The organism is Pseudidiomarina mangrovi, assembly GCF_003999375.1.
GTDB classification, from domain to species: domain Bacteria; phylum Pseudomonadota; class Gammaproteobacteria; order Enterobacterales; family Alteromonadaceae; genus Pseudidiomarina; species Pseudidiomarina mangrovi.
Genome location: NZ_RJLC01000012.1, coordinates 59858 through 83891, shown reverse-complemented (window position 1 = coordinate 83891; position 24034 = coordinate 59858). Strand labels below are relative to the sequence as shown.

General features: G+C 49.4%; 24 protein-coding genes and 3 tRNA genes. 20 read left to right on the top strand and 7 right to left on the bottom strand.

The annotated features are described in order from the left end of the window. Positions 1 to 7: 7 nt before the first annotated feature. The 7 genes from csrA (at position 8) to EFO84_RS05540 (ending at position 4033) form a co-directional block, all read left to right on the top strand. Positions 8 to 202, top strand: a complete 195-nt coding sequence (gene csrA / locus EFO84_RS05570) for a carbon storage regulator CsrA (protein ID WP_127347076.1) — start codon at positions 8 to 10, stop codon at positions 200 to 202. 206 nt (positions 203 to 408) lie between these two features. Further along, positions 409 to 501 (top strand) — tRNA-Ser (locus tag EFO84_RS05565). 20 nt (positions 502 to 521) lie between these two features. Continuing rightward, positions 522 to 598, top strand: a tRNA-Arg gene (locus EFO84_RS05560). Positions 599 to 618: 20 nt separating this feature from the next. Continuing rightward, positions 619 to 695 (top strand) — tRNA-Arg (locus tag EFO84_RS05555). A 163-nt stretch (positions 696 to 858) separates the two neighbouring features. Continuing rightward, positions 859 to 1083, top strand: coding sequence for an OadG family transporter subunit (locus EFO84_RS05550; RefSeq protein ID WP_127347075.1), 225 nt, complete (start codon positions 859 to 861; stop codon positions 1081 to 1083). A 14-nt stretch (positions 1084 to 1097) separates the two neighbouring features. Beyond that, positions 1098 to 2900: a sodium-extruding oxaloacetate decarboxylase subunit alpha gene (oadA, locus tag EFO84_RS05545; RefSeq protein ID WP_127347074.1), complete on the top strand. Its 1803-nt coding sequence runs from the start codon at positions 1098 to 1100 to the stop codon at positions 2898 to 2900. A gap of 2 nt (positions 2901 to 2902) precedes the next feature. After that, positions 2903 to 4033 carry a sodium ion-translocating decarboxylase subunit beta gene (locus EFO84_RS05540; RefSeq protein ID WP_127347073.1) on the top strand — a complete coding sequence of 377 codons (1131 nt, stop codon included), beginning with the start codon at positions 2903 to 2905 and terminating at the stop codon, positions 4031 to 4033. Here EFO84_RS05540 and EFO84_RS11690 read toward each other — a convergent pair. Both EFO84_RS11690 and EFO84_RS05535 read right to left on the bottom strand, forming a co-directional pair. Beyond that, positions 4016 to 4192 (bottom strand): hypothetical protein, encoded by a 177-nt coding sequence (locus tag EFO84_RS11690; RefSeq protein WP_164742386.1) that lies wholly within the window; start codon positions 4190 to 4192, stop codon positions 4016 to 4018. The genes EFO84_RS05540 and EFO84_RS11690 overlap by 18 nt on opposite strands. Next, complete coding sequence (locus tag EFO84_RS05535; RefSeq protein ID WP_127347072.1) at positions 4189 to 6228, bottom strand: hybrid sensor histidine kinase/response regulator; 2040 nt, start codon at positions 6226 to 6228, stop codon at positions 4189 to 4191. The genes EFO84_RS11690 and EFO84_RS05535 overlap by 4 nt, the downstream gene beginning before the upstream one ends. 166 nt (positions 6229 to 6394) lie before the next feature. Between EFO84_RS05535 and gshA the strand changes: the two genes are divergently transcribed. Together gshA and EFO84_RS05525 are read left to right on the top strand one after the other, a co-directional pair. Continuing rightward, positions 6395 to 8008, top strand: coding sequence for a glutamate--cysteine ligase (gshA, locus tag EFO84_RS05530; protein WP_127347071.1), 1614 nt, complete (start codon positions 6395 to 6397; stop codon positions 8006 to 8008). Beyond that, on the top strand, positions 7993 to 8619 hold the full coding sequence (locus tag EFO84_RS05525) for a transglycosylase SLT domain-containing protein (RefSeq protein ID WP_127347070.1): 627 nt from the start codon (positions 7993 to 7995) through the stop codon (positions 8617 to 8619). Before gshA ends, EFO84_RS05525 begins: the two co-directional genes overlap by 16 nt. A 4-nt stretch (positions 8620 to 8623) precedes the next feature. Here EFO84_RS05525 and EFO84_RS05520 read toward each other — a convergent pair whose 3' ends face one another. Together EFO84_RS05520 and EFO84_RS05515 are read right to left on the bottom strand one after the other, a co-directional pair. After that, entirely contained in the window at positions 8624 to 9910 is a 1287-nt protein-coding gene (locus EFO84_RS05520) for an HlyC/CorC family transporter (RefSeq protein ID WP_127347069.1), read from the bottom strand. A gap of 56 nt (positions 9911 to 9966) precedes the next feature. Continuing rightward, on the bottom strand, positions 9967 to 10758 hold the full coding sequence (locus tag EFO84_RS05515; RefSeq protein WP_127347068.1) for a cytochrome C assembly family protein: 792 nt from the start codon (positions 10756 to 10758) through the stop codon (positions 9967 to 9969). Positions 10759 to 10895: 137 nt separating this feature from the next. On the opposite strand from EFO84_RS05515, the gene ffh reads away from it, so the two are divergent. From ffh to tyrA, 6 genes are all read left to right on the top strand, one after another. After that, the gene (gene ffh, locus EFO84_RS05510) at positions 10896 to 12269 is read left to right on the top strand and encodes a signal recognition particle protein (protein ID WP_127347067.1); all 1374 of its coding nucleotides are present in this window, start codon (positions 10896 to 10898) and stop codon (positions 12267 to 12269) included. Between the two features lie 116 nt (positions 12270 to 12385). Then, the gene (rpsP, locus tag EFO84_RS05505; protein ID WP_127347066.1) at positions 12386 to 12634 is read left to right on the top strand and encodes a 30S ribosomal protein S16; all 249 of its coding nucleotides are present in this window, start codon (positions 12386 to 12388) and stop codon (positions 12632 to 12634) included. Between the two features lie 29 nt (positions 12635 to 12663). Continuing rightward, positions 12664 to 13197, top strand: coding sequence for a ribosome maturation factor RimM (rimM, locus tag EFO84_RS05500; protein ID WP_127347065.1), 534 nt, complete (start codon positions 12664 to 12666; stop codon positions 13195 to 13197). Next, on the top strand, positions 13197 to 13970 hold the full coding sequence (gene trmD / locus EFO84_RS05495; protein WP_127347064.1) for a tRNA (guanosine(37)-N1)-methyltransferase TrmD: 774 nt from the start codon (positions 13197 to 13199) through the stop codon (positions 13968 to 13970). Before rimM ends, trmD begins: the two co-directional genes overlap by 1 nt. A 20-nt stretch (positions 13971 to 13990) precedes the next feature. After that, on the top strand, positions 13991 to 14350 hold the full coding sequence (rplS, locus tag EFO84_RS05490) for a 50S ribosomal protein L19 (RefSeq protein WP_127347063.1): 360 nt from the start codon (positions 13991 to 13993) through the stop codon (positions 14348 to 14350). 117 nt (positions 14351 to 14467) lie between these two features. Continuing rightward, on the top strand, positions 14468 to 15595 hold the full coding sequence (gene tyrA / locus EFO84_RS05485) for a bifunctional chorismate mutase/prephenate dehydrogenase (protein ID WP_127347062.1): 1128 nt from the start codon (positions 14468 to 14470) through the stop codon (positions 15593 to 15595). Here the strand turns inward: tyrA and EFO84_RS05480 are convergent. Beyond that, positions 15560 to 15931: a response regulator gene (locus EFO84_RS05480; RefSeq protein WP_127347061.1), complete on the bottom strand. Its 372-nt coding sequence runs from the start codon at positions 15929 to 15931 to the stop codon at positions 15560 to 15562. The two genes, tyrA and EFO84_RS05480, sit on opposite strands and share 36 nt — an antisense overlap. 53 nt (positions 15932 to 15984) lie before the next feature. Between EFO84_RS05480 and EFO84_RS05475 the strand changes: the two genes are divergently transcribed. Next, entirely contained in the window at positions 15985 to 16617 is a 633-nt protein-coding gene (locus EFO84_RS05475) for a cytochrome b/b6 domain-containing protein (protein ID WP_127347060.1), read from the top strand. Here EFO84_RS05475 and EFO84_RS05470 read toward each other — a convergent pair. Beyond that, positions 16614 to 17078 carry a c-type cytochrome gene (locus EFO84_RS05470; protein WP_127347059.1) on the bottom strand — a complete coding sequence of 155 codons (465 nt, stop codon included), beginning with the start codon at positions 17076 to 17078 and terminating at the stop codon, positions 16614 to 16616. The two genes, EFO84_RS05475 and EFO84_RS05470, sit on opposite strands and share 4 nt — an antisense overlap. Positions 17079 to 17235: 157 nt before the next feature. Here EFO84_RS05470 and EFO84_RS05465 point away from each other — a divergent pair, with 157 nt between their 5' ends. The 4 genes from EFO84_RS05465 to EFO84_RS05450 all read left to right on the top strand — a co-directional run bounded on the left by EFO84_RS05465 (position 17236) and on the right by EFO84_RS05450 (position 23693). Continuing rightward, the gene (locus EFO84_RS05465; RefSeq protein WP_127347058.1) at positions 17236 to 20328 is read left to right on the top strand and encodes an amidohydrolase family protein; all 3093 of its coding nucleotides are present in this window, start codon (positions 17236 to 17238) and stop codon (positions 20326 to 20328) included. Further along, positions 20328 to 21611, top strand: coding sequence for an amidohydrolase family protein (locus EFO84_RS05460; protein WP_127347057.1), 1284 nt, complete (start codon positions 20328 to 20330; stop codon positions 21609 to 21611). Before EFO84_RS05465 ends, EFO84_RS05460 begins: the two co-directional genes overlap by 1 nt. A gap of 155 nt (positions 21612 to 21766) precedes the next feature. Then, on the top strand, positions 21767 to 22072 hold the full coding sequence (locus EFO84_RS05455) for an STAS domain-containing protein (RefSeq protein ID WP_127347056.1): 306 nt from the start codon (positions 21767 to 21769) through the stop codon (positions 22070 to 22072). Position 22073: 1 nt separating this feature from the next. Beyond that, a complete protein-coding gene (locus tag EFO84_RS05450; protein WP_127347055.1) occupies positions 22074 to 23693 on the top strand; it encodes an ATP-binding SpoIIE family protein phosphatase in 1620 nt (539 codons plus the stop codon). Here the strand turns inward: EFO84_RS05450 and EFO84_RS05445 are convergent. Next, positions 23690 to 24028 carry a translation initiation factor gene (locus EFO84_RS05445; protein ID WP_164742385.1) on the bottom strand — a complete coding sequence of 113 codons (339 nt, stop codon included), beginning with the start codon at positions 24026 to 24028 and terminating at the stop codon, positions 23690 to 23692. The two genes, EFO84_RS05450 and EFO84_RS05445, sit on opposite strands and share 4 nt — an antisense overlap. Positions 24029 to 24034: the final 6 nt, after the last annotated feature.

Below are 24034 nucleotides of genomic sequence, written 5' to 3'. Positions count from 1 at the left end.
TCAGACAATGTTGATCTTAACCCGTCGAGTGGGTGAGACCTTGATGATTGGTGATGAGGTTACGGTCACGGTTTTGGGTGTGAAAGGCAACCAAGTTCGGATCGGCGTCAATGCACCAAAAACAGTCTCTGTTCATCGCGAAGAAATCTATAACCGCATCCAAGCTGAACATGATGATGGTGACAAGCAGAACAATAGCTGAGCCTTCAGTAAGCAAAAGCTGACCCATAGTGGTCAGCTTTTTTGTCTGTGCGCCAGTTCACCTTAGTTGGCGCAGTTCGATGAAAATGAGGCGTTGTGCGGTTATTTTAAGCGAGATGTTCAAAATTCCCACAAACGCACGGCAATTCAGAAAAAATCGTTTGACATTATTGCCAGTGCCGCTATCATTCAACGCCACAAACAAGTGGTGAGGTGGCCGAGCGGCTGAAGGCGCTCCCCTGCTAAGGGAGTATAGGGTTTATAGCCCTATCGAGGGTTCGAATCCCTCCCTCACCGCCATTTGTGCACAACACGACAACGCACTCGTAGCTCAACTGGATAGAGTACTCGGCTACGAACCGAGCGGTTGGAGGTTCGAGCCCTCCCGAGTGCGCCACGTCGTTACCAACCTAATATGCACTCGTAGCTCAACTGGATAGAGTACTCGGCTACGAACCGAGCGGTTGGAGGTTCGAGCCCTCCCGAGTGCGCCATTAGCCTGCTAGATTTAAATCCCATAGTCTGTAGTAAGCGTTGCCCCATTATTTAATCCATCAATAGTCTCTATAACGATGCCTATTCGCATCGGGCAAAGTGCATGTGCTATGCTTGGTCGCAGTGTCAATTTTAACAAAACTTACACAAGCGAGAACACCAATGAGCGCAGCTTTCGTTGAAGCATTCATGATCATGATTACTGGTATGGGCGCGGTGTTCGTGTTCTTAGTGCTGTTGTTGGTTGCTATGCAACTATTAAGCTACCTAACTGCGGCCAAGCCAGCTGCTGCGGCAGCCTCAGTAACAGCACCAAATTCTCCGCCTGCTGCTCACATAGCGGCAATAAGCGCCGCTGTGAAACGCTATCGCAGCAATCACAAATAATAAGGAGTCAAAGGATGACCACACCGATTAAACTCACTGAATTAGTGCTCCGCGATGCGCATCAATCTTTATTGGCCACCCGTTTCCGTTTAGATGATATGTTGCCGATGGCTGCAGCACTTGATGATATTGGCTATTGGTCAATGGAATCTTGGGGCGGTGCGACCTTTGATGCTGCTATTCGCTATTTAGGTGAAGACCCATGGGAGCGTATTCGCGAGCTGAAAAAAGCTATGCCAAAAACCCCTCAGCAGATGCTTTTACGTGGTCAGAATTTACTCGGTTATCGACATTATGCTGACGATGTGGTGATGCGCTTTGTTGAACGCGCTAAAACAAATGGCGTTGATGTATTTCGAATTTTTGATGCCATGAACGATGTACGTAACCTTGCCACCGCAATCAAAGCGGCAAAAGCTGTTGACGGTCATGCGCAGGGTACTTTGTCGTATACCGTAAGCCCAGTCCATACCCTGCAAACCTGGTTAGATATGGCGAAGCGCTTAGAAGACATGGGCAGTGATTCTATTTGTATTAAAGATATGGCTGGGTTGTTGCGGCCACAAGCGGCGTTTGAACTGATCACCGCGCTGAAACAAACGGTGGCGGTTCCTATCGCCATGCAATGTCATGCCACCACCGGCTTGAGCACCGCCACTTACCAAAAGGCTATTGAAGCGGGCATCGATATTCTTGATACCGCTATTTCTTCCATGAGCATGACCTATGGCCACACTGCCACTGAGACATTGGTCGCCATGACCGAAGGCACGGATCGCGACAGTGGTTTAGACCTGACTGCGTTGCAGCCTATTGCTGATCACTTTCGTGCTGTGCGGAAAAAATATGCCCAGTTCGAGGGCTCGCTCAAAGGCGTTGACGCGCGTATTTTAACTGCACAAGTACCCGGCGGCATGTTGACGAATATGGAGAATCAGCTGAAAGAGCAGGGAGCATTGGATAAGTTTGATGAGGTGCTGGCTGAAATACCGCGTGTACGGGAAGATTTAGGCTTTATTCCATTGGTTACACCGACCTCACAAATTGTCGGTACTCAAGCGGTTTTAAATGTCCTCAGTGGCAAGCGCTATAGCTCGTTATCGAAGGAAACCCGCGGGGTACTTCGGGGTGAGTATGGCGCAACTGCAGCGGCGGTGAATAAAGAGCTACAACAGCAAGTTTTGCAGGGCGATGAACCCATTACCGTACGTCCAGCCGATTTATTAGAGCCCGAGCTCGAGCGTTTAACGGCAGAACTGAAAAAACATGCCAAAGAAAAGTCATTTACTCTGGCCGAGGCTGAAGTCGATGATGTATTGACCTACGCCTTATTTCCGCAAATTGGTCTGAAGTTTTTGCAACACCGCGGCGATGCCAGTGCCTTTGAGCCGGAGCCATCTGCGGCAGCGGACAGCGCCCCAGTCGCGCCACCACAAACAAGCGCAGATACAGCCATCGAAAGCTATGCGGTGAAAGTCGATGGCGTGGTCTACCAGGTTGAGGTAGGCCCGCGGGATAGTTTGCGCATTGCAGCGCAAAACGTTAAAACGCCGGCGACTAAAGCTCAATCAGCCACGCCAGCAGCAGCTCCGTCGGGTTCTAGTAGCGACGTAACTGCACCGCTAGCAGGTAATGTCTTTAAGGTACTGGTGAAAGCCGGTCAACAGGTACAAGCCGGTGAAGTAGTGATGATTCTTGAAGCGATGAAAATGGAAACCGATATCAAAGCCCAGCATAGCGGCGAGGTCAGCCATATTCATGTGCGCGAAGGTGATAGCGTAGCGGTAGGCGATGTCATGTTAAGTGTGGCAGGCTAATTATGGAGCGCCTGATCATTTTATGGCAAAGCACCGGTCTGGCGGCAATGACCTGGGGTGCCGCGATCATGATGGCGGTCGGTGCGTTACTCTTGTACCTGGCTATTCATAAAAAGTTTGAACCGTTATTGCTACTGCCCATTGGCTTTGGTGCCATTTTGGCTAACATACCGGGCGCTGGTTTAGCTGATCCCGGTGGCATTCTCTATGCGATTTATGCGGTTGGTATTGAAACCGGCGTATTCCCACTACTAATTTTTATGGGGGTGGGAGCGATGACGGATTTCGGCCCGTTATTAGCCAATCCACGCACCTTACTGCTGGGCGGCGCGGCGCAATTCGGAATTTTCGCCACGCTCTTGGGTGCTATAGCCCTCAATGCCTTGCCAGGCTTTGAATTCACCTTAGCCGATGCCGCTGCAATTGCAATTATCGGCGGTGCTGATGGCCCTACGGCAATTTTTTTAGCCTCCAAGTTAGCTCCTGAATTGCTTGGTGCGATAGCGGTGGCGGCATACTCGTATATGGCGTTGGTGCCCATTATTCAGCCGCCCATTATGAAATTACTGACCACTGCTTCAGAGCGTAGTATCACCATGCAGCAGCTTCGCCCGGTAGAGCGCCGTGAAAAAATTCTGTTCCCGTTGGCCGTGCTGGCGCTGACATTGCTATTTTTACCCACGGCGACACCGTTGGTCGGTATGTTCTGTTTCGGCAACTTAATGCGCGAAGCCGGGGTGGTTGACCGTTTAAGCAAAACCGCGCAAAACGAATTAATTAATATTGTGACCATTTTCCTTGGTCTAGCGGTCGGTTCAAAGCTATCGGCTGATGAGTTTTTATCACTGCAGACGGTAGGTATCTTGGTGCTAGGCGCTGTGGCCTTTTCGATTGGCACTGCAGCTGGCGTATTGATGGCAAAATTGATGAATAAACTCAGTAGCCAGCCCATCAACCCGCTTATTGGTGCCGCCGGCGTATCGGCGGTACCGATGGCTGCGCGAGTGGTGAATAAGGTAGGTTTAGAGGCTAATGCGAATAACTACCTATTGATGCATGCTATGGGTCCAAATGTAGCTGGGGTGCTTGGTTCAGCGGTAGCGGCGGGGATCTTACTAGCGTTGATTGGTTAACCACCACAACAAGGTATAAGCCAATGCAATAAAGCCGCTAACTACTGCAATATAGATAAAGCCACGTAGGCCTTGGCGTAAGCTCCAACCGTTGAGGCGCAGATATAGTAGCCAAGCGATACTGAGTAGCAGCGGAATAACAAATAAAAATCGTGTCATGATGCGTGATTACCTTGTTTCTGGATGCGTTGATGCCACAGCACTAAGTCGGCGGCAGCGGATTGTGCCTGATTGAGGAGCGGATCGAGTTTGGTGATAAGGTCTGCTAATAAATCTAATTCGCCCGCGGCCATCAGCTGTTCTAGTTGCCCAGCTACCACATGCAACCGGGTTAAGCCGAGATTAGCGGCGGCACCTTTAAGCGAATGAAAGAAGCGTTGCGCTTGTTGGTGTTGACCTTTTGCCAACAAGTCAACCACTTGCTGCGGTGCATGTTGATAATCCTGTTGTAAACGATCAATCAAGTTTACGTACAAACCAATATTGTGCTGCAAACGCTCAAGCGCGGTGTTGAAGTCGATATCGCGGTGACGCGGATAACTGGGCCGCTCATGGCGATGATTGGCGTGGCTGTCGGGATTATCATTGGCACCATTGTAACTGCTGCGCAAGGCCCATTTTTGCACTGTTTGTAGTAATATTTTTTCGTCAATTGGTTTACTGATGTGGTCCTGCATACCGGCCGCCAGGGAACGTTCAATATCATCGGTGCTACTGTTAGCGGTCATGGCAATTAACGGTAATTGCTGGTAGGAAAACTTACTGCGGATATGCTCTGCGGCGGTTAGGCCATCCATAACCGGCATTTGAATGTCCATGAGTACCAAAGCGTAGTCTTTGCTATCGACCATGGTGATAGCTTCTTCACCATGGTGGGCAAGATCCACCACTAAGCCGGCGTGTTGCAGCATTTCTCGGGCAATCAAGGCGTTTATATCATTGTCTTCGACCAACAGCACCGGGAGCCCCTGCAAGGCTTGATCAGGGTGCTCTGTAAGTGCGTTCGCCGGGGCTTTAGTCAGTGCCAAAGCAGAGCACAGCACTTGAATCAAGGCTAAGCTGGTGTAAGGCTTGACGATGTGTTCATGCACTCCGAGCTGTCGCGCTTCAGCTAATAATTCATGCGCATGGTAGCTGGTTGCTAAAATTAGTTTGGCACTATTTTGGTGTGCCAGCATATCCTGACAGAATTCCAGACCGCTCATACCGGGTAACTGCCAATCGACCAAAATCGCGTCGAAGTTTTGTTGTTGCGCCAATAATAACGCTTCTTCGGCGCTACGGCAGGTGCGTACATTCACTTCAAAGCTACGCAGCAACTCGGTGACCATTTCGCGAGTGGTCAGGTTATCCTCAATCACTAACACGTGTTGACCTGCTAGCCGCGGTAACAGCAATAAGCGTGCATCAGAATCTGGCTGTGGCTGCAGTGGCAAGGTTAGTTCAAGAAAAAACGTGGTACCTTGACCGACGCTACTGGTCACGCCCATACCATGTTGATTCATGAGCTTAACGATGCGTTGGCTGATGGCTAAGCCAAGCCCAGTGCCACCATATTTGCGGGTGGTGGAGCTATCAGCTTGACTAAAGGCCTGAAATAATTTTGCTCGTTGTGCTTCGTCCATACCAATGCCGGTATCGGTCACCGAAAGTCGTAAATAGACTTCTTGCTCGGTCAGGTCAAGCAATGTTGCTGACACCACAATTTCGCCGTGCTCAGTAAATTTGATGGCATTGCTGACTAAATTGACCAGTACTTGATTAATGCGCAGCGGGTCGCCAATGAGTCGCGTTGGAATATTGGTGGGTAGGTTAATAATAAATTCGAGATTTTTATCATAGGCACGAAAGGCGAACATGTCGGCCAAATTACCGAGTACCTCTTCAAGGTCAAAAGGGATCTTCTCGATACTGAGTTTGTCGGCCTCTAGCTTGGCGAAGTCGAGCAGGTCATTAATGATACCAAGCAAGATTTTCGAGGAGCTTTCGATAGATTTCAGGTAGCCATATTGCTTGTCATCAAGCGCTGTTTTTAGGGTTAATTGCGTCATTCCTAAAATAGCATTGATCGGAGTTCGTATTTCATGACTAATGTTAGCCAGAAATTCACTTTTCGCTTGATTGGCTTGCTCAGCTTCAGCAATAGCTTGCTGCATTTGTTGTAGCTGCTGATTTAAGCTTGGCTTAGCGTTCATGATGGCAATCCAAGGTAAGCGAAGTGAGTTGTTATCATGCCACGACTGAAGGCTTGCGCCAAGACAGTAAATAGCCAGATTTCGGTGCGCTAACCTAGACGGAGCGAGCTTTCCCAAGTAAGCTTGCGGTCATCATGGCCATCAAAATGACAAGTAGGGTTCAATTTTGCAGTCAGCTTTTCAACACGCTTTGCAGCAGCTCGCGCAACCAGCCAACCAGAATGCCTTAACGCAGCTTAGTCGCGGCATTGAGCGCGAGGGCTTGCGTATCACCGCGAATGGTCACTTGGCTCAGACTGGGCACCCAGAGGCGCTTGGCGCAACCTTGACCCACCCGTACATCACCACCGATTACGCCGAAAACTTATTAGAATTTATCACCCCGGTTGCTCACAGTATTGAGCAAACCTTGGCGCAGTTGACCGACATTCATAGTTACACGTATCAGCACCTCGGTGATGAGCTGTTGTGGCCGCTGAGCATGCCTTGTGTAGTGGGTGCCGCGGAAGATATTCAAATTGCTCGCTACGGTAGCTCGCATAGTGGCCGTATGAAAACTTTGTATCGGCGCGGGCTGACCTATCGTTACGGCGGCGCCATGCAAATTATTGCCGGTGTGCACTATAACTTCTCATTACCGACTCAGCTGTGGCAAAGCCTCGCCGCGCAACAGCAACAAAGCGCCGATACTACCTTTATTTCGGCGGGATACCTCGGCTTGATCCGTAACTACAAGCGGGTATGTTGGTTGATTCCTTATCTATTTGGCGCTTCACCCGCCTTGTGTCAGTCATTTTTACAGCACACTGAAGGCACCATTGCACTAGAAAAACATGCCACCGGCACACTTTATCGTCCTTATGGTACATCGCTGCGTATGAGCGATTTGGGCTATACCAATAAAGAGCAGGCCGACTTAGCTATCAGTTATAACTCGATCAGCGAGTATGTTGCCGGCTTACGCAGCGCTATTTCTACACCATCCAAACAGTTTGCCTCGATTGGCGTGAAAGTGGATGGTGAATACCATCAGCTCAATAGCAATATTCTGCAAATCGAAAACGAGTTTTACTCAACCATTCGGCCCAAGCGCGTGAGCCAAGGCGGCGAAACGCCAACCCAAGCATTAGAGCGCGGTGGCATTGAGTACATTGAGGTACGTGCGTTAGACGTCAACCCGTTTAGTCCGATTGGTATTACCGCCGATCAAATTCGCCTGCTGGATATGTTGCTGCTGTATTGTCTGCTGCAACCGAGCCCAGACATGTCCAAGGCTGAGCAGCAGCAAACCGAACGTAACTTTAATCGAGTGGTATTAGATGGCCGCAATCCACGCTTAACCCTGCTGCACAATGACCATGAACGGCCACTGGCCGATTGGTTAGAAGAGTTATTTGCCGATTTTCAAGCTATCGCTCAAGTGCTTGATCAGGCGCATGGCGGTGACGCTTATCAGCAAGTGATTGCGGAACAATATCGTGCGGTGCTGAATCCTGAATTGACGCTATCTGGCCAAGTGATGCGTATTCTTACTGAGCAGAATATCGATAACGGCCGCTTTGGTATGCAGCTGGCGCGGCACTATCGTCAGCAGTTGCAAAAACCACTGAGTTTCTACAGCATCGAGCAATTTGAGCAATGGAGTCAGCAATCCTGGGCGCAGCAACAGCAGCGTGAAGCGCAGGATCAAAACACCAGTTTCGATGATTATTTGCAGGATTATTTCCGTAAAGCCTGCTGTGCTAGCCCGGAGTGTCGTGACGCATGGCGACCGGCATAAGCAAGCCCAGCATTCTGTTCGTCGCAGTGACGTTATTGACGCTGGCGGGCTGTAGCACTTCGCCGCCCGAGCAGCCCGATAATATCTGCGAGATCTTCTACGAAAAACGTGATTGGTACGATGCTGCCGCGGCAATGCGCGACAGTTGGGGTGTACCCATCCACGTCCCCATGGCAATGATGTATCAAGAGAGCTCGTTTAAACACGATGCGAAACCACCGAAAGATTACATTTTATGGATTATTCCGTGGGGGCGGGTGAGCAGTGCTTATGGCTATTCGCAAGCCAAAACGCCAACCTGGGACGACTATCAACGCGAAACCGGACGCAGCTGGGCATCACGCAGTGATTTTGATGATGCGATTGATTTTATGGGTTGGTTTATCAGTAAAAGCCATAGCGTCAACGGTGTATCGAAGTGGGACGCATATGGTCAGTATTTAAATTATCACGAGGGTTGGGGCGGTTATAAGCGTAAAACCTATCTGCAGAAGCAATGGTTAATCAGTACCGCTAAACGGGTCGATAGTCGCGCAAAAACCTACGCGGCACAACTAAAAACCTGTGAAGATGATTTAAAACGCGGGTGGTTTTGGCGTCTACTGTTCTAATGGTTTATTTTTTCTTGGCTTTGGCTTTACCCGTGGGCAGAAACTTCACCCGTTTGACCATATTCTCGCTGCTTTCTAAAACTTCAATGCGGTGGCCGACAATTTGTAAACACAATTGACTACGCGGGATATCGCCTAATTGCTCAATCACCAAGCCGCTCAGGGTTTTCGGGCCATCGGTGGGTAACTTCCATTTCATTTCTTTATTTAAGTCGCGAATGTTGGCGGCGCCTTCAACGATCACCGAACCATCGCTCAAGCGCTGCACCGTTTCGCTGGGTTCTGGGGCAATATTGGTGGTAAAGTCACCAACAATTTCTTCCAAAATATCTTCCAGAGTGACCAAGCCCTGAATATCGCCATATTCGTCAACCACTAGGCCAATACGTTCTTTGTTGCGCTGGAACTTGAGCAGTTGCACGTTTAATGCGGTGCCTTCGGGCACATAGTAAATGTCGCGTGCTGAGCGGATCAGTTCACTCTTGTCGAGGTCGTTACTTTTGCTGATCATTTGCATGATATCGCGGGCGTGGAGGAAGCCTATGGCATCATCAATTTCACCACGATAGAGCAAGATACGGGTATGCTGGGCTTGTGATAGCTGTTTGATGATGGTGCGCATGTCGTCTTGCGCATCAATACCGCTGATTTCAGATCGTGGAATCATCACATCCTCAACTGTCACTTTTTCTAAATCGAGAATACTCAGTAACATATCCGCATGACCGGATGGGATCATTGATTTAGCTTCGTTCACTACGGTACGCAATTCTTCTGAGCTCAGCGCGTCTTGGCCATTGGTTTTATTGGGATTAATGCCGAGTAGGCGCATTACACCGTTGGTGAAAAAGTTCACTGCAAGCACCAATGGGTGCATGATCCGTAGTAGTGGCTTTAGGATCATCGAGCTGGGGAAGGCAATACGCTCTGGATGCAGCGCGGCAATGGTTTTTGGGGTTACTTCGGCAAAGATCAGTACGATCAGGGTCAAACCAAAAGTAGCGACCACGATGCCGGCGTCACCAAACCAGCGTAAACAGATGATGGTCGCAATGGCGGATGCGGCAATATTTACTAAGTTGTTACCAATGAGGATGAGACTAATCAGGCGGTCTGGGCGGTCGAGTAAAAATTGAACGCGCTTGGCCCCGGCATTACCTTGTTGCGCTAAGTGCCGCAGGCGGTAACGGTTGACTGACATCATGCTAGTTTCGGAGCCGGAGAAATAGGCCGACATGAACAACAATACACCCAGAATGATGAGCAGGGTGGAAGTGGTGATCTGGTCCAAGAAATAATCCTGTATTGGAAGTCTAGTTGACTACTCTAATGGGCTGGTAAACCAAGTCAAGCGGAAAGTAACACGTCTTTTACAAAACGGCTGCCAAAATAGGCCAGAGTAAGCACCGCCCCTGCTATGACACTGGTCATAACCAGCAGGCGGCCACGAATGTGCAGCAGCCCGTGACACACCACCACAATCAAATACAGTGTAGCGGCTATCAGGCTTAATATCGTTTTATGTGCTTGGCCTTGCGCGAACATATCATTGAGGAAGACGAAACCAGTTGCTAGGGCGACAAAGAGCACTAATGTGCCAGTGGTGAGCAGCCGAAAAAAGTAGCGTTCAACAGTCATCAATGGCGGTAATTGATGACTGACTAAGGTGGCGCGATGATGTTTTAGCAAATAATTTAAATACAGCAATTGTATAGCGTATAAGGTGGCCATCACCAAGATAGCATAGGCGACTAACGATAGGATGATGTGCAAAATTAGCCCTTGTTGATGACTGACTTGTGCGCCCCAGTTGGTTGGGCTGTAGTACATCAACACCACACTGGCGGCGGCAAAAATATAAATCACAGGGCGTAATAATAAACCACCGCTGCGACCGCTACGCAGCAAGGATAGTAAGGCCACCATAAAGGCAACAGTACTCAGACTGGTGGTGATATTAAAATGATCAAAGTGGTCGAGTTCGAGGTGATTCCACAACAGATACGCATGCCCAGCCAGGGCCATAGCTGGTAATACCCAAAGCAGCGTAGGCGCTACTTTCGGCTGTCGTAACTGACGCCATAACAACACTGAGCTAGCGCCATAAAGCGCAACAGTGAGAACAAGCAAGCTAAGCATGAGAACACCTTTATTATTGCATGCATGCAGTATATGCAGGATTCACGCTAAACCCAATAGCAACAGGAAACTTTGCTTGAATTGCGATATACTCGGCACCATTAAATTACTTAATTGCAGTCAATGAGAGTCATTGCATGTTCGAAAATCTAAGCCAACGGCTGACGCAGTCGCTCCGTAATATTGGTGGTCGCGGTCGCTTAACCGAAGAAAATATTAAAGATACCTTACGTGAAGTGCGGATGGCCCTGCTTGAGGCTGACGTCGCCTTACCTGTGGTGCGTGAATTTATTGAGCGGGTCAAAACCCGAGCGGTCGGGGCTGAAGTTAATAAGAGTCTAACGCCGGGTCAAGTGTTCGTGAAAATTGTTCAGCAAGAGCTCGAGCAAGCCATGGGCGCGGCCAATGTACCGATTAATTTATCCACCCAACCACCGGCCGTGGTACTGATGGCGGGTTTACAAGGTGCGGGTAAAACCACCAGCGTAGCTAAGTTGGCGCGCTACTTGCGCGAGAAATTAAAGAAAAAGGTCTTAGTGGTGAGCGCCGACGTGTATCGTCCGGCCGCTATTAAGCAGTTGCAAACCCTTGCTGCTGAAGTTGAGGTTGAATTCTTCCCGTCGTCTACCGAACAACAACCGGTCGCCATAGCTAATGCAGCAATCGATTTTGCCCGCAAGAAATTCTTTGACGTGGTGCTGGTGGATACCGCTGGCCGTACCGCCATTGATGACCAAATGATGGCCGAAATCAAACAGCTGCATGCGGCGGTGAAGCCAATTGAAACACTGTTTGTGGTCGATGCCATGACCGGCCAAGATGCCGCAAACACCGCCAAGGCATTCAGTGAAGCATTGCCGTTAACCGGGGTAATTCTGACCAAGACCGATGGTGATGCGCGGGGTGGTGCAGCGCTGTCGATTCGTCATATTACCGGTCAACCGATTAAGTTTCTTGGGGTAGGTGAAAAGACCACCGCGTTGGAGCCATTTCATCCCGAGCGAATTGCTTCCCGTATCCTCGGTATGGGTGATGTACTGTCGTTAATTGATGAACTCGAAAGTAAGATTGACCGGCAAAAAGCCGAGCAAGTCGCCAAACGAGTGATGAAAGATGGCCAGTTTTCGCTCGATGACTTTCGTGACCAATTAGCCCAAATGCGCTCTATGGGCGGCATGATGGGGCTAATGGATAAACTCCCTGGCATGAGCCAAATGAGTGGCCAGATGAAAGGCCAAATGGACGACAAAATGACCGTGCGTATGGAAGCCATCATAAGCTCAATGACCATGAAAGAGCGTAGCCACCCTGATTTAATTAAAGGTTCGCGTAAGCGGCGCATTGCTGCGGGTTCAGGCACGCAAGTGCAAGATGTTAATAAGTTGCTTAAGCAATTTATGCAAATGCAAAAAATGATGAAAAAAATGAAGGGCGGCGGGATGGCAAAAATGCTGCGCAGCCTCGGTGGCATGGGTGGCAAAATGCCGCCTGGGATGTTCCCGAAACGCTAGGATTTACTTGCATTCAAGCGAAAAATCAGTAGAATTGCCGGGCTCTCTGGCTCAGACGTCGTCTAGTCGGAGGCATTTTTATTTACTTAACATTAAAAACTGTATCGAGGAACGTAATGGTAACCATTCGTTTACAACGTGGTGGCGCGAAAAAACGCCCCTTCTACCAGATGGTAGTGACCGACAGTCGCAATGCCCGCGATGGTCGTTTTATTGAAAATGTAGGCTTCTTCAACCCAGTCGCTCGCGGCCAGGAAGAAAAGTTACGTGTTGATTTAGACCGTGTTGACCACTGGGTGGCTAACGGCGCTGGTCTGTCTGAGCGTGTAGCTAAGCTAGTTAAAGACGCGCGCAGCGCGGCTTAATAGATTTTATCGAGACGCACGTGGTGGCAATGAGCACAACAACATCTGAAACCGTCATATTAGGCCAAATTGGCGCTGTTTATGGGGTGAAAGGCTGGTTGAAAGTGCAAAGTTACACCGATGATGCGGACGCCATTTTTAATTATCAACCGTGGCATGTCGTAAGACAGGGTAAAGCACAAACAGCGCAAGTCGAGGAATGGCGTCGACATAATAAAAGCCTGATTGTGAAGTTAGTTGGTGTGGATGATCGTGACCAAGCTCAGTTAATGACTGGTGCTGATATTGTGATTGCCGCTGACCAACTACCTGAATTGCCAGCGGATGAATTTTATTGGCGCGACCTGATTGGCATGACCGTGGTGAATACCGAAGGTTATGACATGGGGGTGGTTGACCAATTAATGGCCACAGCATCGAATGATGTGATGGTAGTGAAAGCGAATAGCAATGATGCGTTTGGGCGTTCGGAGCGGTTAGTTCCGTTTATCCAAAGTCTGTATGTGGTTGCAGTTGACCGCGCAGCAAAACGTATCACTGTTGACTGGCCGTCGGATTTTTAATGGCTAAGCAGCTACAGGTTGGGGTGATAAGCCTTTTTCCTGAGATGTTCCAAGCAATTACCGACAACGGTGTGACAGGCAGGGCGGTTCGTGATGGGCTGTTATCGATTCAGGTAACCAACCCGCGCGACTTTACCCATGATCGCCATCGCACTGTGGATGATCGCCCCTATGGTGGTGGTCCGGGAATGTTGATGATGGTGCAACCGCTTACTGATGCGATTGCCGCCGCCAAGCAACAGCTCGGGCAACAGACCAAGGTGATTTATTTATCACCGCAAGGGCGCCAGTTAGACCATGCTGGAGCGGCTTATTTAGCGCAGCATGAGCGCTTGATCTTAATCGCCGGTCGCTATGAAGGCATCGATGAACGCGTCATTAAACGCCACGTTGATGAGGAATGGTCGATAGGTGATTACGTGTTAAGTGGCGGTGAGTTACCTGCTATGGTGTTGATTGATGCAGTAGCACGATTAATACCCGGGGTTCTCGGGCACCAAGATTCAGCCAGTGAAGATTCTTTTGCTAGCGGTTTATTGGATTGTCCACACTACACACGACCAGAAGTTTTAGATGGTGAGGCGGTGCCACCGGTATTACTGAGTGGTAACCATGAACAAATACGTCGGTGGCGGTTACAACAGTCGTTAGGTCGAACCTGGCTACGACGCCCCGAATTGTTAAATCAGCTAGCTCTGACTGACGAGCAGCAGCGTTTGTTAAGCGAGTTTATCGCCCAGTATCACGCCGCTGATTCAGACTCGGGCAGTTAATCTAGATTAGTGAGGCTATTATGGCAAAAGTAAGTCAAAATTTGATCAAAGCGATCGAAGACGAGCAATTAAAAACCGACCTTCCGGCTTATGCTCCGGGCGATACAGTGGTCGTAAATGTTAAGGTTAAAGAAGGTAACCGCGAGCGCGTTCAGGCATTTGAAGGCGTGGTTATTGGCAAGCGCAACCGTGGCCTGCACTCAGCAGTAACGGTACGTAAAATTTCTAACGGTGAAGGCGTTGAGCGCTCATTCCAAGTGCACAGCCCAATTATTGAAAGCATCGTTGTGAAACGCAAAGGTGACGTACGTAAAGCCAAGCTTTACTACCTGCGCGAGCGTTCAGGCAAATCTGCGCGTATCCGCGAGAAGTTGTCGTAAGCCAAAGCGATTATCTCGCCATAAGCTACAGCAAAACCCGCCTCATTATGTGGCGGGTTTTTTTATGGCAAAATTCAGGCACAATAGCACTTTACGCGGCGGTTTTGAGGAGTGGGTATGGCGCAGTTAAGCGAGCAGTTGCAACAGTTGCGGCAGCAAATCGATGCTGCTGATAGTGAGCTGGTGCAATTACTGTTACGGCGACGTGAGTTAGTGGCACAAGTCGGTGTGATCAAACGTGCTGCCGGACAGCCGCTGTACGTGCCTGAGCGTGAACAGCAGATGCTTGAATTACGTCGCCAGCAAGCCCAACAGGCTGGTTTATCGGCGGATTTGATTGAAGATGTGTTGCGCCGAGTGATCCGTGAATCCTATCAGCAACAGCAGGCTGCCGATGTTCATTTACAGCACAAAAATATCGTTGTGGTGGGTGGTGAAGGAGCCCTAGGACGGTTATTTGTACGACTATTTTCATCAGCAGGTGCCAAGGTACAGAGTTTAGATCGTAATGATTGGGATCAGGCTGAGACTATCTGTGCTGATGCTGATTTAGTGCTGTTTGCCGTACCTATTACTCTTACAGTGGCTCTCATTGAACGGCTGCCGGCGTTACCCGCGCACTGTATCCTCGCTGACTTGACCAGTATCAAAGGGCAGCCTTTAGCGGCCATGTTGGCCAAGCATAATGGTCCAGTGGTTGGTTTACATCCAATGTTTGGACCACAACAAGCCACCTTAGCGAAACAATTAGTGATTGTCTGCCATGGCCGTCAACGTGAGCAGTATCAATGGTTGCTTGATAGTATCATTCGTTGGGGTGCACATATTCGTGACATATCGGCCACGGAACATGATGAAGCTATGGGCTTTATTCAAGTACTGCGGCACTTGTCGACCTTTGTATATGGCGCACATTTGGCCGAACAACAGGTCGATTTGGCCCAGTTAGTGAGCTTAAGTTCGCCTATTTATCGCTTAGAGTTGATGATGGTTGGGCGCTTATTTGCACAAAATCCAGAGCTCTATGCCGACATTATTTTATCGCAGCCGCATACCTTTGCCATGATGAATGACTATGTACGTAGTTTCGAAACTATTTTGAGCCGACTACAAGCGGGCGATAAATCGGCATTTATTGCGAAGTTCGCTGAAGTTAAAGCCTATTTCGGCGATTTTTCCCAGCGTTTCCTCGAAGATTCCCAGCGTCTATTAGATGCAGCCGGCGACGCCAAGCAAATCAGCTAACTGCTGCGGGTCGAGGGGCTTACTGAGTACCTTGGTGATACCCACCGCGGTGGCTGCATGAGCCAGTTGCTCCGCTGGGTGCGAACTAACTAGCGCGGCCACTAGACCTGGTTGATAGGTCGTCAGTTGTTGGTACAAAGCAATACCTGTGCTATCAGGGAGTTCATGATCGAGTAGCGCTAAGGCAAATTGCTGCTGTGCAGCCATGGTTATGGCTTGATGGGCGTTTTCAGCACAATGAACGGTAACCTCATAGCAGGTTAACATCGCCTTAAGTACCTCGCGCGAGATAAAATCATCTTCGACAATGAGAATGTTGGCTTGCGCTTGAGTCATGCTAGCGACCTCGTCTATGCTATCGACGACACCCTAACAAAAGCGGAGAAAGCATGCAACGCGTGAAAATTTGGGATGGTTTTGTGCGGTTAAGCCATTGGCTGATGGTGATTTTATTAGTCGCCATGTGGTGGACCGCTGAAAACGACTACATGGAGTGGCATCTGCGCTTGGCACCGGTACTTGGTGGTTTAGTGATCAGCCGTATTTTGTGGGGGGTGTTCGGTAGTGAGTCGGCTCGTTTTCGCCACTTTGTGCGTGGCCCGAAAGCAGTTATGGCGCACTTAAAAGAACTTCGGAGCGGTCACTATCAGGCCAGCAACGGTCATAATCCCGCAGGCGGTTGGGCGGTTGTCATCCTGTTGCTGCTAGTGTTGGCGCAGTTTGTAAGTGGTTTACTGGCGTCTGATGGGTTCTTTTATGCTGGCCCCTTAGCAGCGCTTGTGGGTAGTGATGTCGCCGAGCAAATGGTTGATGTGCATGAACTCATTTTTGAGCTGTTAGTGATAGCTGTGGCGATTCACCTGTTGGCTATTGTGCTGTATCGACTTCGCGGTATTGCCTTAGTCGGCACTATGATTCATGGCTACAGACATGACGTTAGCTCGGTCAAGTTACGCCATGGTTTACTTGGAATAGCGTTGGCAGCCGTAGCTGCCTACGCATTATTTATCTGGATTAATTAATCTTTATATTGGTCATGACAGGCTTTGCAGTTGCGCGCAGCCGTCATAAAGGCTTTACGTGAATCGGCTTCGACCCCCGCGGCAGCTATTTCAGCTAAAGCCTTGGCATCGGCCTGCAGTTTTACGGCACGCTGATTAAAATCGTCTCGATTGGACCAAATGGCTGCCAGCGCGTCAGAATTATTGCCTGGTTGCGCACCGGCAGTATCAAATGCTGGCCATGGAATTGTTGTCATAGCGGCGAAATCGGCAGCCCGAGCCGCGAAAATTGCCGCATCGAAAGGGGCATCGCCGCGCACCATATCACCCATTGCAGCAAAGTTATTTTGCATCACCGAAAATGCTTTTTGCCGATATTCAACCGCTTTATCGGCATCATTAAAGGCATTCTGTGCAGACACTGCGGCACTCACTAAAACACTGACCGCAGCTGCAATAACCACCATTTTGTGTTGTTTCATTCCGTTTCTCCTGCTGAAAAAAGAGGTTTTACGCTATTTACCGATTGCAATACGCTTTTCATCCCCAAACAGATTGCACCGAAGCGCCATCTGGCTTTACTGTAGTCGATGATAACGGGTATTAATTCTAAAAGCTAAACCTGACAAGGGGAACCAGATGAACCGTAGCAATCGCCTCAGCAAGTTGGCGTTAGCGCTCGCCGCTGCCTTACCGGCAGCCGTTATGGCGTCGCAAACTACGCCAGTGCAAGGGTTGCAGGATAATTCGTCCACATTTGTGGCGTTACAGAATGCAACTATCGTGACCGAGCCTGGCAAACAATTGAATAACGCAACATTAGTCATTCGCAATGGGCGCATTGTTGCCATTGAGCGCAACAACCAAGCCCCCGAGGGTGCGCGGGTTATTGATGTGAGTGGCCATGTAATCTATCCGGGCTTTATTGATGCCTATAGTAATTATGGCGTCACCGCAGCGGCTGAGGGTGCTCGTCGTGGCCCACGCAGCGCACCACCGGTGTACAACAATAAGCGTGAAGGTGGCAATGCCGCTAATGACGCAATTCATGCACAACGCCATTGGGTAGACACTCTCGCTACCGATGCTAAAGCTGCGCGCGATTATATCAGTCAGGGTTTTACAGCCGTACAAAGTGCGCGTTTAGATGGCATCTTTCAAGGTCAGGCAGTCACCGTATCGCTGGCTGATAGAATTGCTAATGACACCGTCTACAATGCCCAAGCGCGGCATTTTGGCTCGTTTGACAAAGGCAGTTCGGTACAACAGTACCCGTCGTCGCTGATGGGTTCTATTGCGCTAATTCGGCAAACCCTGTCGGATGCTAATTGGTATCAGCAGGCCTTTGGCAAAGAGGCCCATAATGGTCCGGTAGAGTATAATGCGGCATTGGCCAACTTGAGCTCTATTGAGCAAGAAGGGGTGGTGTTTAAAGTGACTGATGACAAGTCATTGCTGCGCGCTCATGATGTTTTTAGCGCTTTCGATGTGCCAGTGACTTATGTTGGGTCAGGTTATGAATATTCCCGTCTAGATGCTATCAAGGCGACGCAATCGCGCGTGATCTTACCCTTGAATTTTCCAGCTGCACCTGAGGTTGCCGGTATCGATGACCATCTTGATGTCAGTTTAGCTGATTTGCGCCATTGGGAGCGTGCTCCAGGTAATGCCGCAGCATTAGCCAGCGCAGATATAGATTTCTCGTTTACCTTGCATGAGTTGAAAAAGGCCGAGGAGTTTTGGCCCAACCTTCGTAAAGCTATTCAACATGGTTTAGATAAAGACCGTGCACTAGCAGCACTGACTACTGTGCCTGCAAGTATTGCTGGTGTGGCCGATCGGGCTGGTAAAATTGCTCCAGGTTTCATGGCTGACTTTGTCATTGCGGACGGTGATCTGTTTACCAATGGCCGCATCAAGTCGGTTTGGTTACAGGGCCAAGAGGTTGAGCTTGAACCATTGCGTCGGGCGGCATTTGATGGCCAATTTACCGTGACTATTGCTGAGCAAGAGGCGGTATTGACCATCAATGATGGTAAACGTATTAGTGGTGAACTAAAACGGGGCGAGCAGAGCGCCAAAATTCGTGATGCCCAGCGTGATGACGAAACCTTACAATTCGTTGTTGATGGCGACTTTAATGGTGTCGCTGGTGCCTGGCGCATGCGGCTGCAGCAACAAACAGTAGAGGGTTATGCCGGGGTTGCTGTGGCACCGAATGGTCAGCAGCTGGCGTTTAGCGCTACTATGACGAAACCAGCTGAACGCAAGGATAAGCCATTACCGACAGTTGAGTATGTCAGTAAAGTTACTTTCCCGAACGTTGCCTTTGGCTTGGATGGATTGCCGGCGCGGCAAAACCTTCATATTAAAAATGCGACTATTTGGACTGCCGATGAGCAAGGTATTTTAGAAAACGCTGATATCTTGGTGCGTAATGGTAATTTTGAGCGGATCGGTACCGATTTACGTACGCCATCAGGTTATGAAGTGATCGATGCGACGGGGCTGCATGTCACACCGGGCTTAATCGATGAACACTCGCACATTGCCATTGATCGCGGTGTTAACGAGGGTTCAGAGGCGATTACCGCTGAAGTTCGTATTGGTGACGTCATTAACCCCGATGATATCCATATTTATCGTTCGCTTGCTGGCGGTACCACCATTGCGCAATTGCTGCACGGTTCAGCCAACCCGATCGGCGGCCAAGCGCAAGTGATTAAATTGCGCTGGGGCGCTACCGGTAGTGAGCTGAAATTTGATGCTGCACCGCCGAGCATCAAATTTGCGCTCGGCGAAAACGTCAAACAAAGTAATTGGGGAAGTAACTTTAGCATTCGTTATCCGCAAACACGGATGGGTGTCGAAACCGTCATGCGTGATGGCTTTACTGCCGCCATCGAGTATCAACAACGGTTAGCCGCTTACAACAAACTAAGCCGCTCAGAGAAGGCTAAAGTGGCACCGCCGCGGCCTGATTACCGCCTCAATACCTTACTCGAAATCCTTGATTCGAAGCGTTTTGTTCACGCACATTCGTACGTGCAATCAGAAATTCTGATGCTGTTACGCTTGGCTGAGGAATTTGATTTCACCATCACTGCGTTTACGCACATTTTAGAGGGCTACAAAGTGGCCTCAGAAATGGCTAAACACGGAGCTGGTGCGTCATCGTTTGCCGATTGGTGGGCTTACAAGTTCGAGGTCTATGATGCGATTCCGCAAAATGCCTGTTTAATGGCAGAGAAGGGCGTTTTAACCAGTATCAACTCGGATAGTAACGACCTACAACGTCGCCTTAATACTGAAGCGGCCAAGTCGGTGACTTACTGTGGGATGGACCCACATGAAGCACTGAAAATGGTCACCTTGAATCCAGCGAAGCAGCTCAAAGTAGAACAATATGTCGGTAGCATCAGTGCTGGTAAGCATGCTGACTTTGTATTGTGGAATAGCAATCCGCTGAGTGCGTATGCGCAACCACAACAAACTTGGATCAACGGCCGTAAATACTTTGACCGCGAGCTCGATCAACAAATGCGAGTGGCCGTAGAAGCTGAAAAGCAGGCTTTAATGCAGAAGCTATTAGCGGCACCAGAAGGCGACCGTATGGGCGCCGAGCAGGCCTATAAGAAACAACAGCCGACTTGGCATTGTGAGGATAACCACGATGTTTGGTGGCAGGTTTATAGCGATCATAGCCATGCACAACATGGAGGACAGCACTAATGAAACGATTAATGACTGCCGTTTTTACGGCTGCCCTGTCGCTATCGGCCGCAGCGCATGACATGGTGCCCGGCGCACCGCAAAGCCAACCAATTTTATTGCAAGGTGGCACTTTACACACGGTCACTAATGGCACCTTAGCCAATACCGACCTGTTGTTCGAAAATGGTCAGATTATTGCTATTGGCAACAATATTCCGTTACCGCCTAATACTGAAGTTCTGGATATTTCAGGTCAGCATGTTTACCCAGGCCTAATCGCCTTAGACACGACCTTGGGATTGGTAGAAATTGAAGCTGTTCGCGCTACCGATGACCAACAAGAAACCGGTATGATCACGCCAGAAGTGAGTGGTCATATTGGCTTCAATCCAGATTCGGAAATCATCCCAACGGTACGTTTCAACGGTATCACTCACGCGCAAATTGTGCCCCAAGGTAATTTGATACGTGGCCGTTCAAGCTTACTGAAGACCGATTCGTGGACCTTTGAAGATGGCGCTGAAGCATTGAATGTTGGCGTGCATGTCAGTTGGCCGCGGGTTGGCTTGAATAACGCATGGTGGGAGCGCCGCAGTCCGGCTGAGCAGCGTAAGGCCAATGCCGAAGCTCGGAACAATCTGGAGCGTGCCTTTGTGCAGGCTAAAGCCTATTACGATGCCAAGCAAGCAGGCGTGTTAACGGCAACGGATCAACGCTGGGAAGCTATGCTGGGACTGTTTGATCAAACCAGCAAGTTGTTTATTCATGCTGATGATCAACGCCAAATTGAGCAAGCCATCGACTTTTCCGCCGAGTATGGCTTCGATATGGTACTAATGGGCGCGCGCGATGCCTGGCGTATTGCTGAGCGTTTAGCCGCGCAGAACATTACCGTTGTTTACGGCGCGCCGTATGGCTTACCAAGTCGTCTGGATGAGCCCTATGATCAAGCCTATGCCACACCAAGCCAACTGGCTGCTGCCGGCGTTAATTTCGCCATCAGCTACCCGGGTTATTGGGACATCCGTAACCTAGCCTTTGCTGCGGGTAATGCCGTTGCCTACGGCCTTGATCGCGATCAAGCGTTAGCTGCTATCACACTGAAACCGGCACAAGTGATGGGCGTTGACGATAAACTCGGCTCACTTGAGGTGGGTAAGCAAGCCTCGTTGGTAGTATCGAATGGTGACCTAATGGATCAATTAGGACAAAAAGTAACATGGTTATTTATTGATGGTCGCCTCGTTGATCTGAACAACCGCCATAACCAGTTGTATCAGAAGTATCGGCAAAAACCGTAACGACCACACCTGAAGTCTGTTAAAAAAGCCGAGTTGGACAACAACTCGGCTTTTTGTTGTTTCAAAGTATTACAAATTACAAACAAACTGTTGTCTAATGACTCAGCTCTTGGCACTATCAATGCCAGTAAACAGGATCACTACGCAGGTACGCTATGCCGCTACATCGACAATTCTCCAATGACGGAAAAGAGCTGATTATTGCAATCAAAGGTAAGTTTGACTTTTCGTTGGTGCAAGAATTCCGCCAGGCCTACAGTGATGTGGGCGATCAGCAGCCAACGGTGTTTGTCGACCTGCGCGAAACCGAATATCTCGATAGTTCGGCACTCGGTATGTTGCTCAATATGCGCAAATCATTGGGCAAGGCGGTGCGCGCTATTCACATCATTAACTGCCGTCCCGAAGTGCGTGGCATTCTTGACATCTCGCGTTTTGATAAATTGTTTGTGATCGAGTGATATGCCCAGAGCAGCAGCCGAAGCGCTATTGCAGGTTATTCACGACGATTCGGCGCTGGCTGAGCACGTCGTTGAATTAATTCACAAGCTTCCTGCTGACCTCAAAGTCATTCCATTATGGTTGCTGATTGCCACCAACAAAGACGCGTTAACCAGCTTATTACCGCAACTACATCAGCGTGTTATGCCCACGTCAGGTCCGCCTGCGTTTGTGTTATTGATTACCGATAACGCCGACATTTTGGACGGCTGTGCCGAGCAATTTGATGATGTGCTGCTATGGCCACAGCCGCTTGAGATGCTCGCCACGCGCATTCGGTTGTTACAACATTGGTATTGGTGTCGTTCTGAATTAGCGCGTGTACGTGATGCCTTGGTATGGCACGATACCCGTAATGACCGCGAACACCAGCTGGTAGAGCATATTTTTCGTAATGCCCTAAGCCGCAACTTTCTCGATTATCCGAATATCCAAACTTATTTAACGCCAGTCTCTAAGTTTAATGGTGATTTATGTTTGGTGGCACCGGGGCCGCTGGGTAATGTGTACTTATTGATGGCCGATTTTACCGGGCACGGCTTAGCCCCAGCAACCGGTGCCTTGCCGTTATCACAGGCATTTTTTGCCATGGCCGACCGTGGTGTTTCAATCGCGGAAATGGTCACCGAGTTTAATTTCCGCCTTAATCGCTTATTACCTGATGATATGTTCTGTGCTGGTTTGCTGCTAGAGCTATCCGCCAATGGCGAACGTATCACCTTTTGGAATGGCGGAATGCCGCCGGCTTTGGTGTGTGACGCTAGCGGTCAAATCATTAAGCGTTTAACGGCACAGCACATGGCACTTGGTGTGCTTGATGATGATGATTTTGATAGCCGAGTGACAACATTGCGGGTACCGCCTGAGAGTTTTGTGGTGACCTATACCGATGGGGTCATTGAATTACTAGGTTCCAAACTCGAATTTTTGGGCATTGATGCCTTAGAAGCCTTGTTGCGCCGTCACCCCACCGACGCTGAATTTCCAGCCTTAGTGGAAGAACTGGAATTATTTCGCGGCGAACAACCATTGCATGATGACCTATCGCTAGCTTTGCTTCGTTGTCGACCCACCGAACTTAACGAAGCAAAGGCAGTTGCTGATGATCGCGGTATGGCATTTCGCTTTTCTACCTGCTTACGGGTAGAACAATTGCAAACTATTGATCCAATAAGTTATGTATTAAACGCGGTGAGCCAGTTACCGCGTTTACGAGCCCACCGTACCACTATTTATCTGTTATTGGCTGAAGCTTACAACAATGCGCTAGAGCACGGTTTGTTAAAACTCGATTCAAGTTTAAAAGATAGCCCTGATGGCTTCGCCCAGTATTACTTATTGCGCAGCCAGCGCTTGGCGCAATTAGCTCGCGGCGAAATTACTATAGAGGTGAGTTACGACGACCAGCAGCAGCAGCTCGAATTTACCATCACCGATAGTGGCGACGGCTTTACCACAAGTGCACGCGGCAGTCGTACAGCACACCCTCATGGTCGTGGTTTAGACCTATTGAAGCAGCTGACCAAACAAGTGCAATGGCAACAAAATGGCCGCCAGATCAACTTTATTTATCAGCTTTAACCGCCAGCTAATTTTACCCTAAACCCCTGCTGCTCAAGCCATGACTTGGCTGCTTGACGCTGGTCGCCTTGCAGTTCAATAGTGCCATCTTTTACTGCACCACCAACGCTTAACTGTTTACGCAATTGTTTGGCGTAATTTTCCAGTAACTCGACGTTGTCAGGGAGTTGCATGATCACCGTCACGCCCTTGCCATTGCGCCCTTTAGTTTGGCGCTGAATCTTCACCGGCTGCGAGGTATCAATACTCAACGGCTGTTGTTCAGGCGCTGCTTGCTCGCTATCGGGTAGGCGATTAAAGCCGAGATTTTTTAACTGTTCAAATAAGTCACTCACCGCAAC

Excerpts from the sequence above, each read along its gene's own strand:
- EFO84_RS05455 (WP_127347056.1), top strand. The coding sequence starts at position 21,767 with ATGCCGCTACATCGACAATTCTCCAATGACGGAAAAGAGCTGATTATT.
- EFO84_RS05535 (WP_127347072.1), bottom strand. The coding sequence starts at position 6,228 with ATGAACGCTAAGCCAAGCTTAAATCAGCAGCTACAACAAATGCAGCAA.
- EFO84_RS05450 (WP_127347055.1), top strand. The coding sequence starts at position 22,074 with ATGCCCAGAGCAGCAGCCGAAGCGCTATTGCAGGTTATTCACGACGAT.
- oadA (WP_127347074.1), top strand. The coding sequence starts at position 1,098 with ATGACCACACCGATTAAACTCACTGAATTAGTGCTCCGCGATGCGCAT.
- tyrA (WP_127347062.1), top strand. The coding sequence starts at position 14,468 with ATGGCGCAGTTAAGCGAGCAGTTGCAACAGTTGCGGCAGCAAATCGAT.
- EFO84_RS05480 (WP_127347061.1), bottom strand. The coding sequence starts at position 15,931 with ATGACTCAAGCGCAAGCCAACATTCTCATTGTCGAAGATGATTTTATC.
- EFO84_RS11690 (WP_164742386.1), bottom strand. The coding sequence starts at position 4,192 with ATGACACGATTTTTATTTGTTATTCCGCTGCTACTCAGTATCGCTTGG.
- rimM (WP_127347065.1), top strand. The coding sequence starts at position 12,664 with ATGAGCACAACAACATCTGAAACCGTCATATTAGGCCAAATTGGCGCT.
- EFO84_RS05475 (WP_127347060.1), top strand. The coding sequence starts at position 15,985 with ATGCAACGCGTGAAAATTTGGGATGGTTTTGTGCGGTTAAGCCATTGG.
- trmD (WP_127347064.1), top strand. The coding sequence starts at position 13,197 with ATGGCTAAGCAGCTACAGGTTGGGGTGATAAGCCTTTTTCCTGAGATG.
- rplS (WP_127347063.1), top strand. The coding sequence starts at position 13,991 with ATGGCAAAAGTAAGTCAAAATTTGATCAAAGCGATCGAAGACGAGCAA.
- EFO84_RS05550 (WP_127347075.1), top strand. The coding sequence starts at position 859 with ATGAGCGCAGCTTTCGTTGAAGCATTCATGATCATGATTACTGGTATG.
- EFO84_RS05465 (WP_127347058.1), top strand. The coding sequence starts at position 17,236 with ATGAACCGTAGCAATCGCCTCAGCAAGTTGGCGTTAGCGCTCGCCGCT.
- EFO84_RS05515 (WP_127347068.1), bottom strand. The coding sequence starts at position 10,758 with ATGCTTAGCTTGCTTGTTCTCACTGTTGCGCTTTATGGCGCTAGCTCA.
- EFO84_RS05540 (WP_127347073.1), top strand. The coding sequence starts at position 2,903 with ATGGAGCGCCTGATCATTTTATGGCAAAGCACCGGTCTGGCGGCAATG.
- EFO84_RS05470 (WP_127347059.1), bottom strand. The coding sequence starts at position 17,078 with ATGAAACAACACAAAATGGTGGTTATTGCAGCTGCGGTCAGTGTTTTA.
- csrA (WP_127347076.1), top strand. The coding sequence starts at position 8 with ATGTTGATCTTAACCCGTCGAGTGGGTGAGACCTTGATGATTGGTGAT.
- EFO84_RS05460 (WP_127347057.1), top strand. The coding sequence starts at position 20,328 with ATGAAACGATTAATGACTGCCGTTTTTACGGCTGCCCTGTCGCTATCG.
- EFO84_RS05525 (WP_127347070.1), top strand. The coding sequence starts at position 7,993 with ATGGCGACCGGCATAAGCAAGCCCAGCATTCTGTTCGTCGCAGTGACG.
- rpsP (WP_127347066.1), top strand. The coding sequence starts at position 12,386 with ATGGTAACCATTCGTTTACAACGTGGTGGCGCGAAAAAACGCCCCTTC.
- ffh (WP_127347067.1), top strand. The coding sequence starts at position 10,896 with ATGTTCGAAAATCTAAGCCAACGGCTGACGCAGTCGCTCCGTAATATT.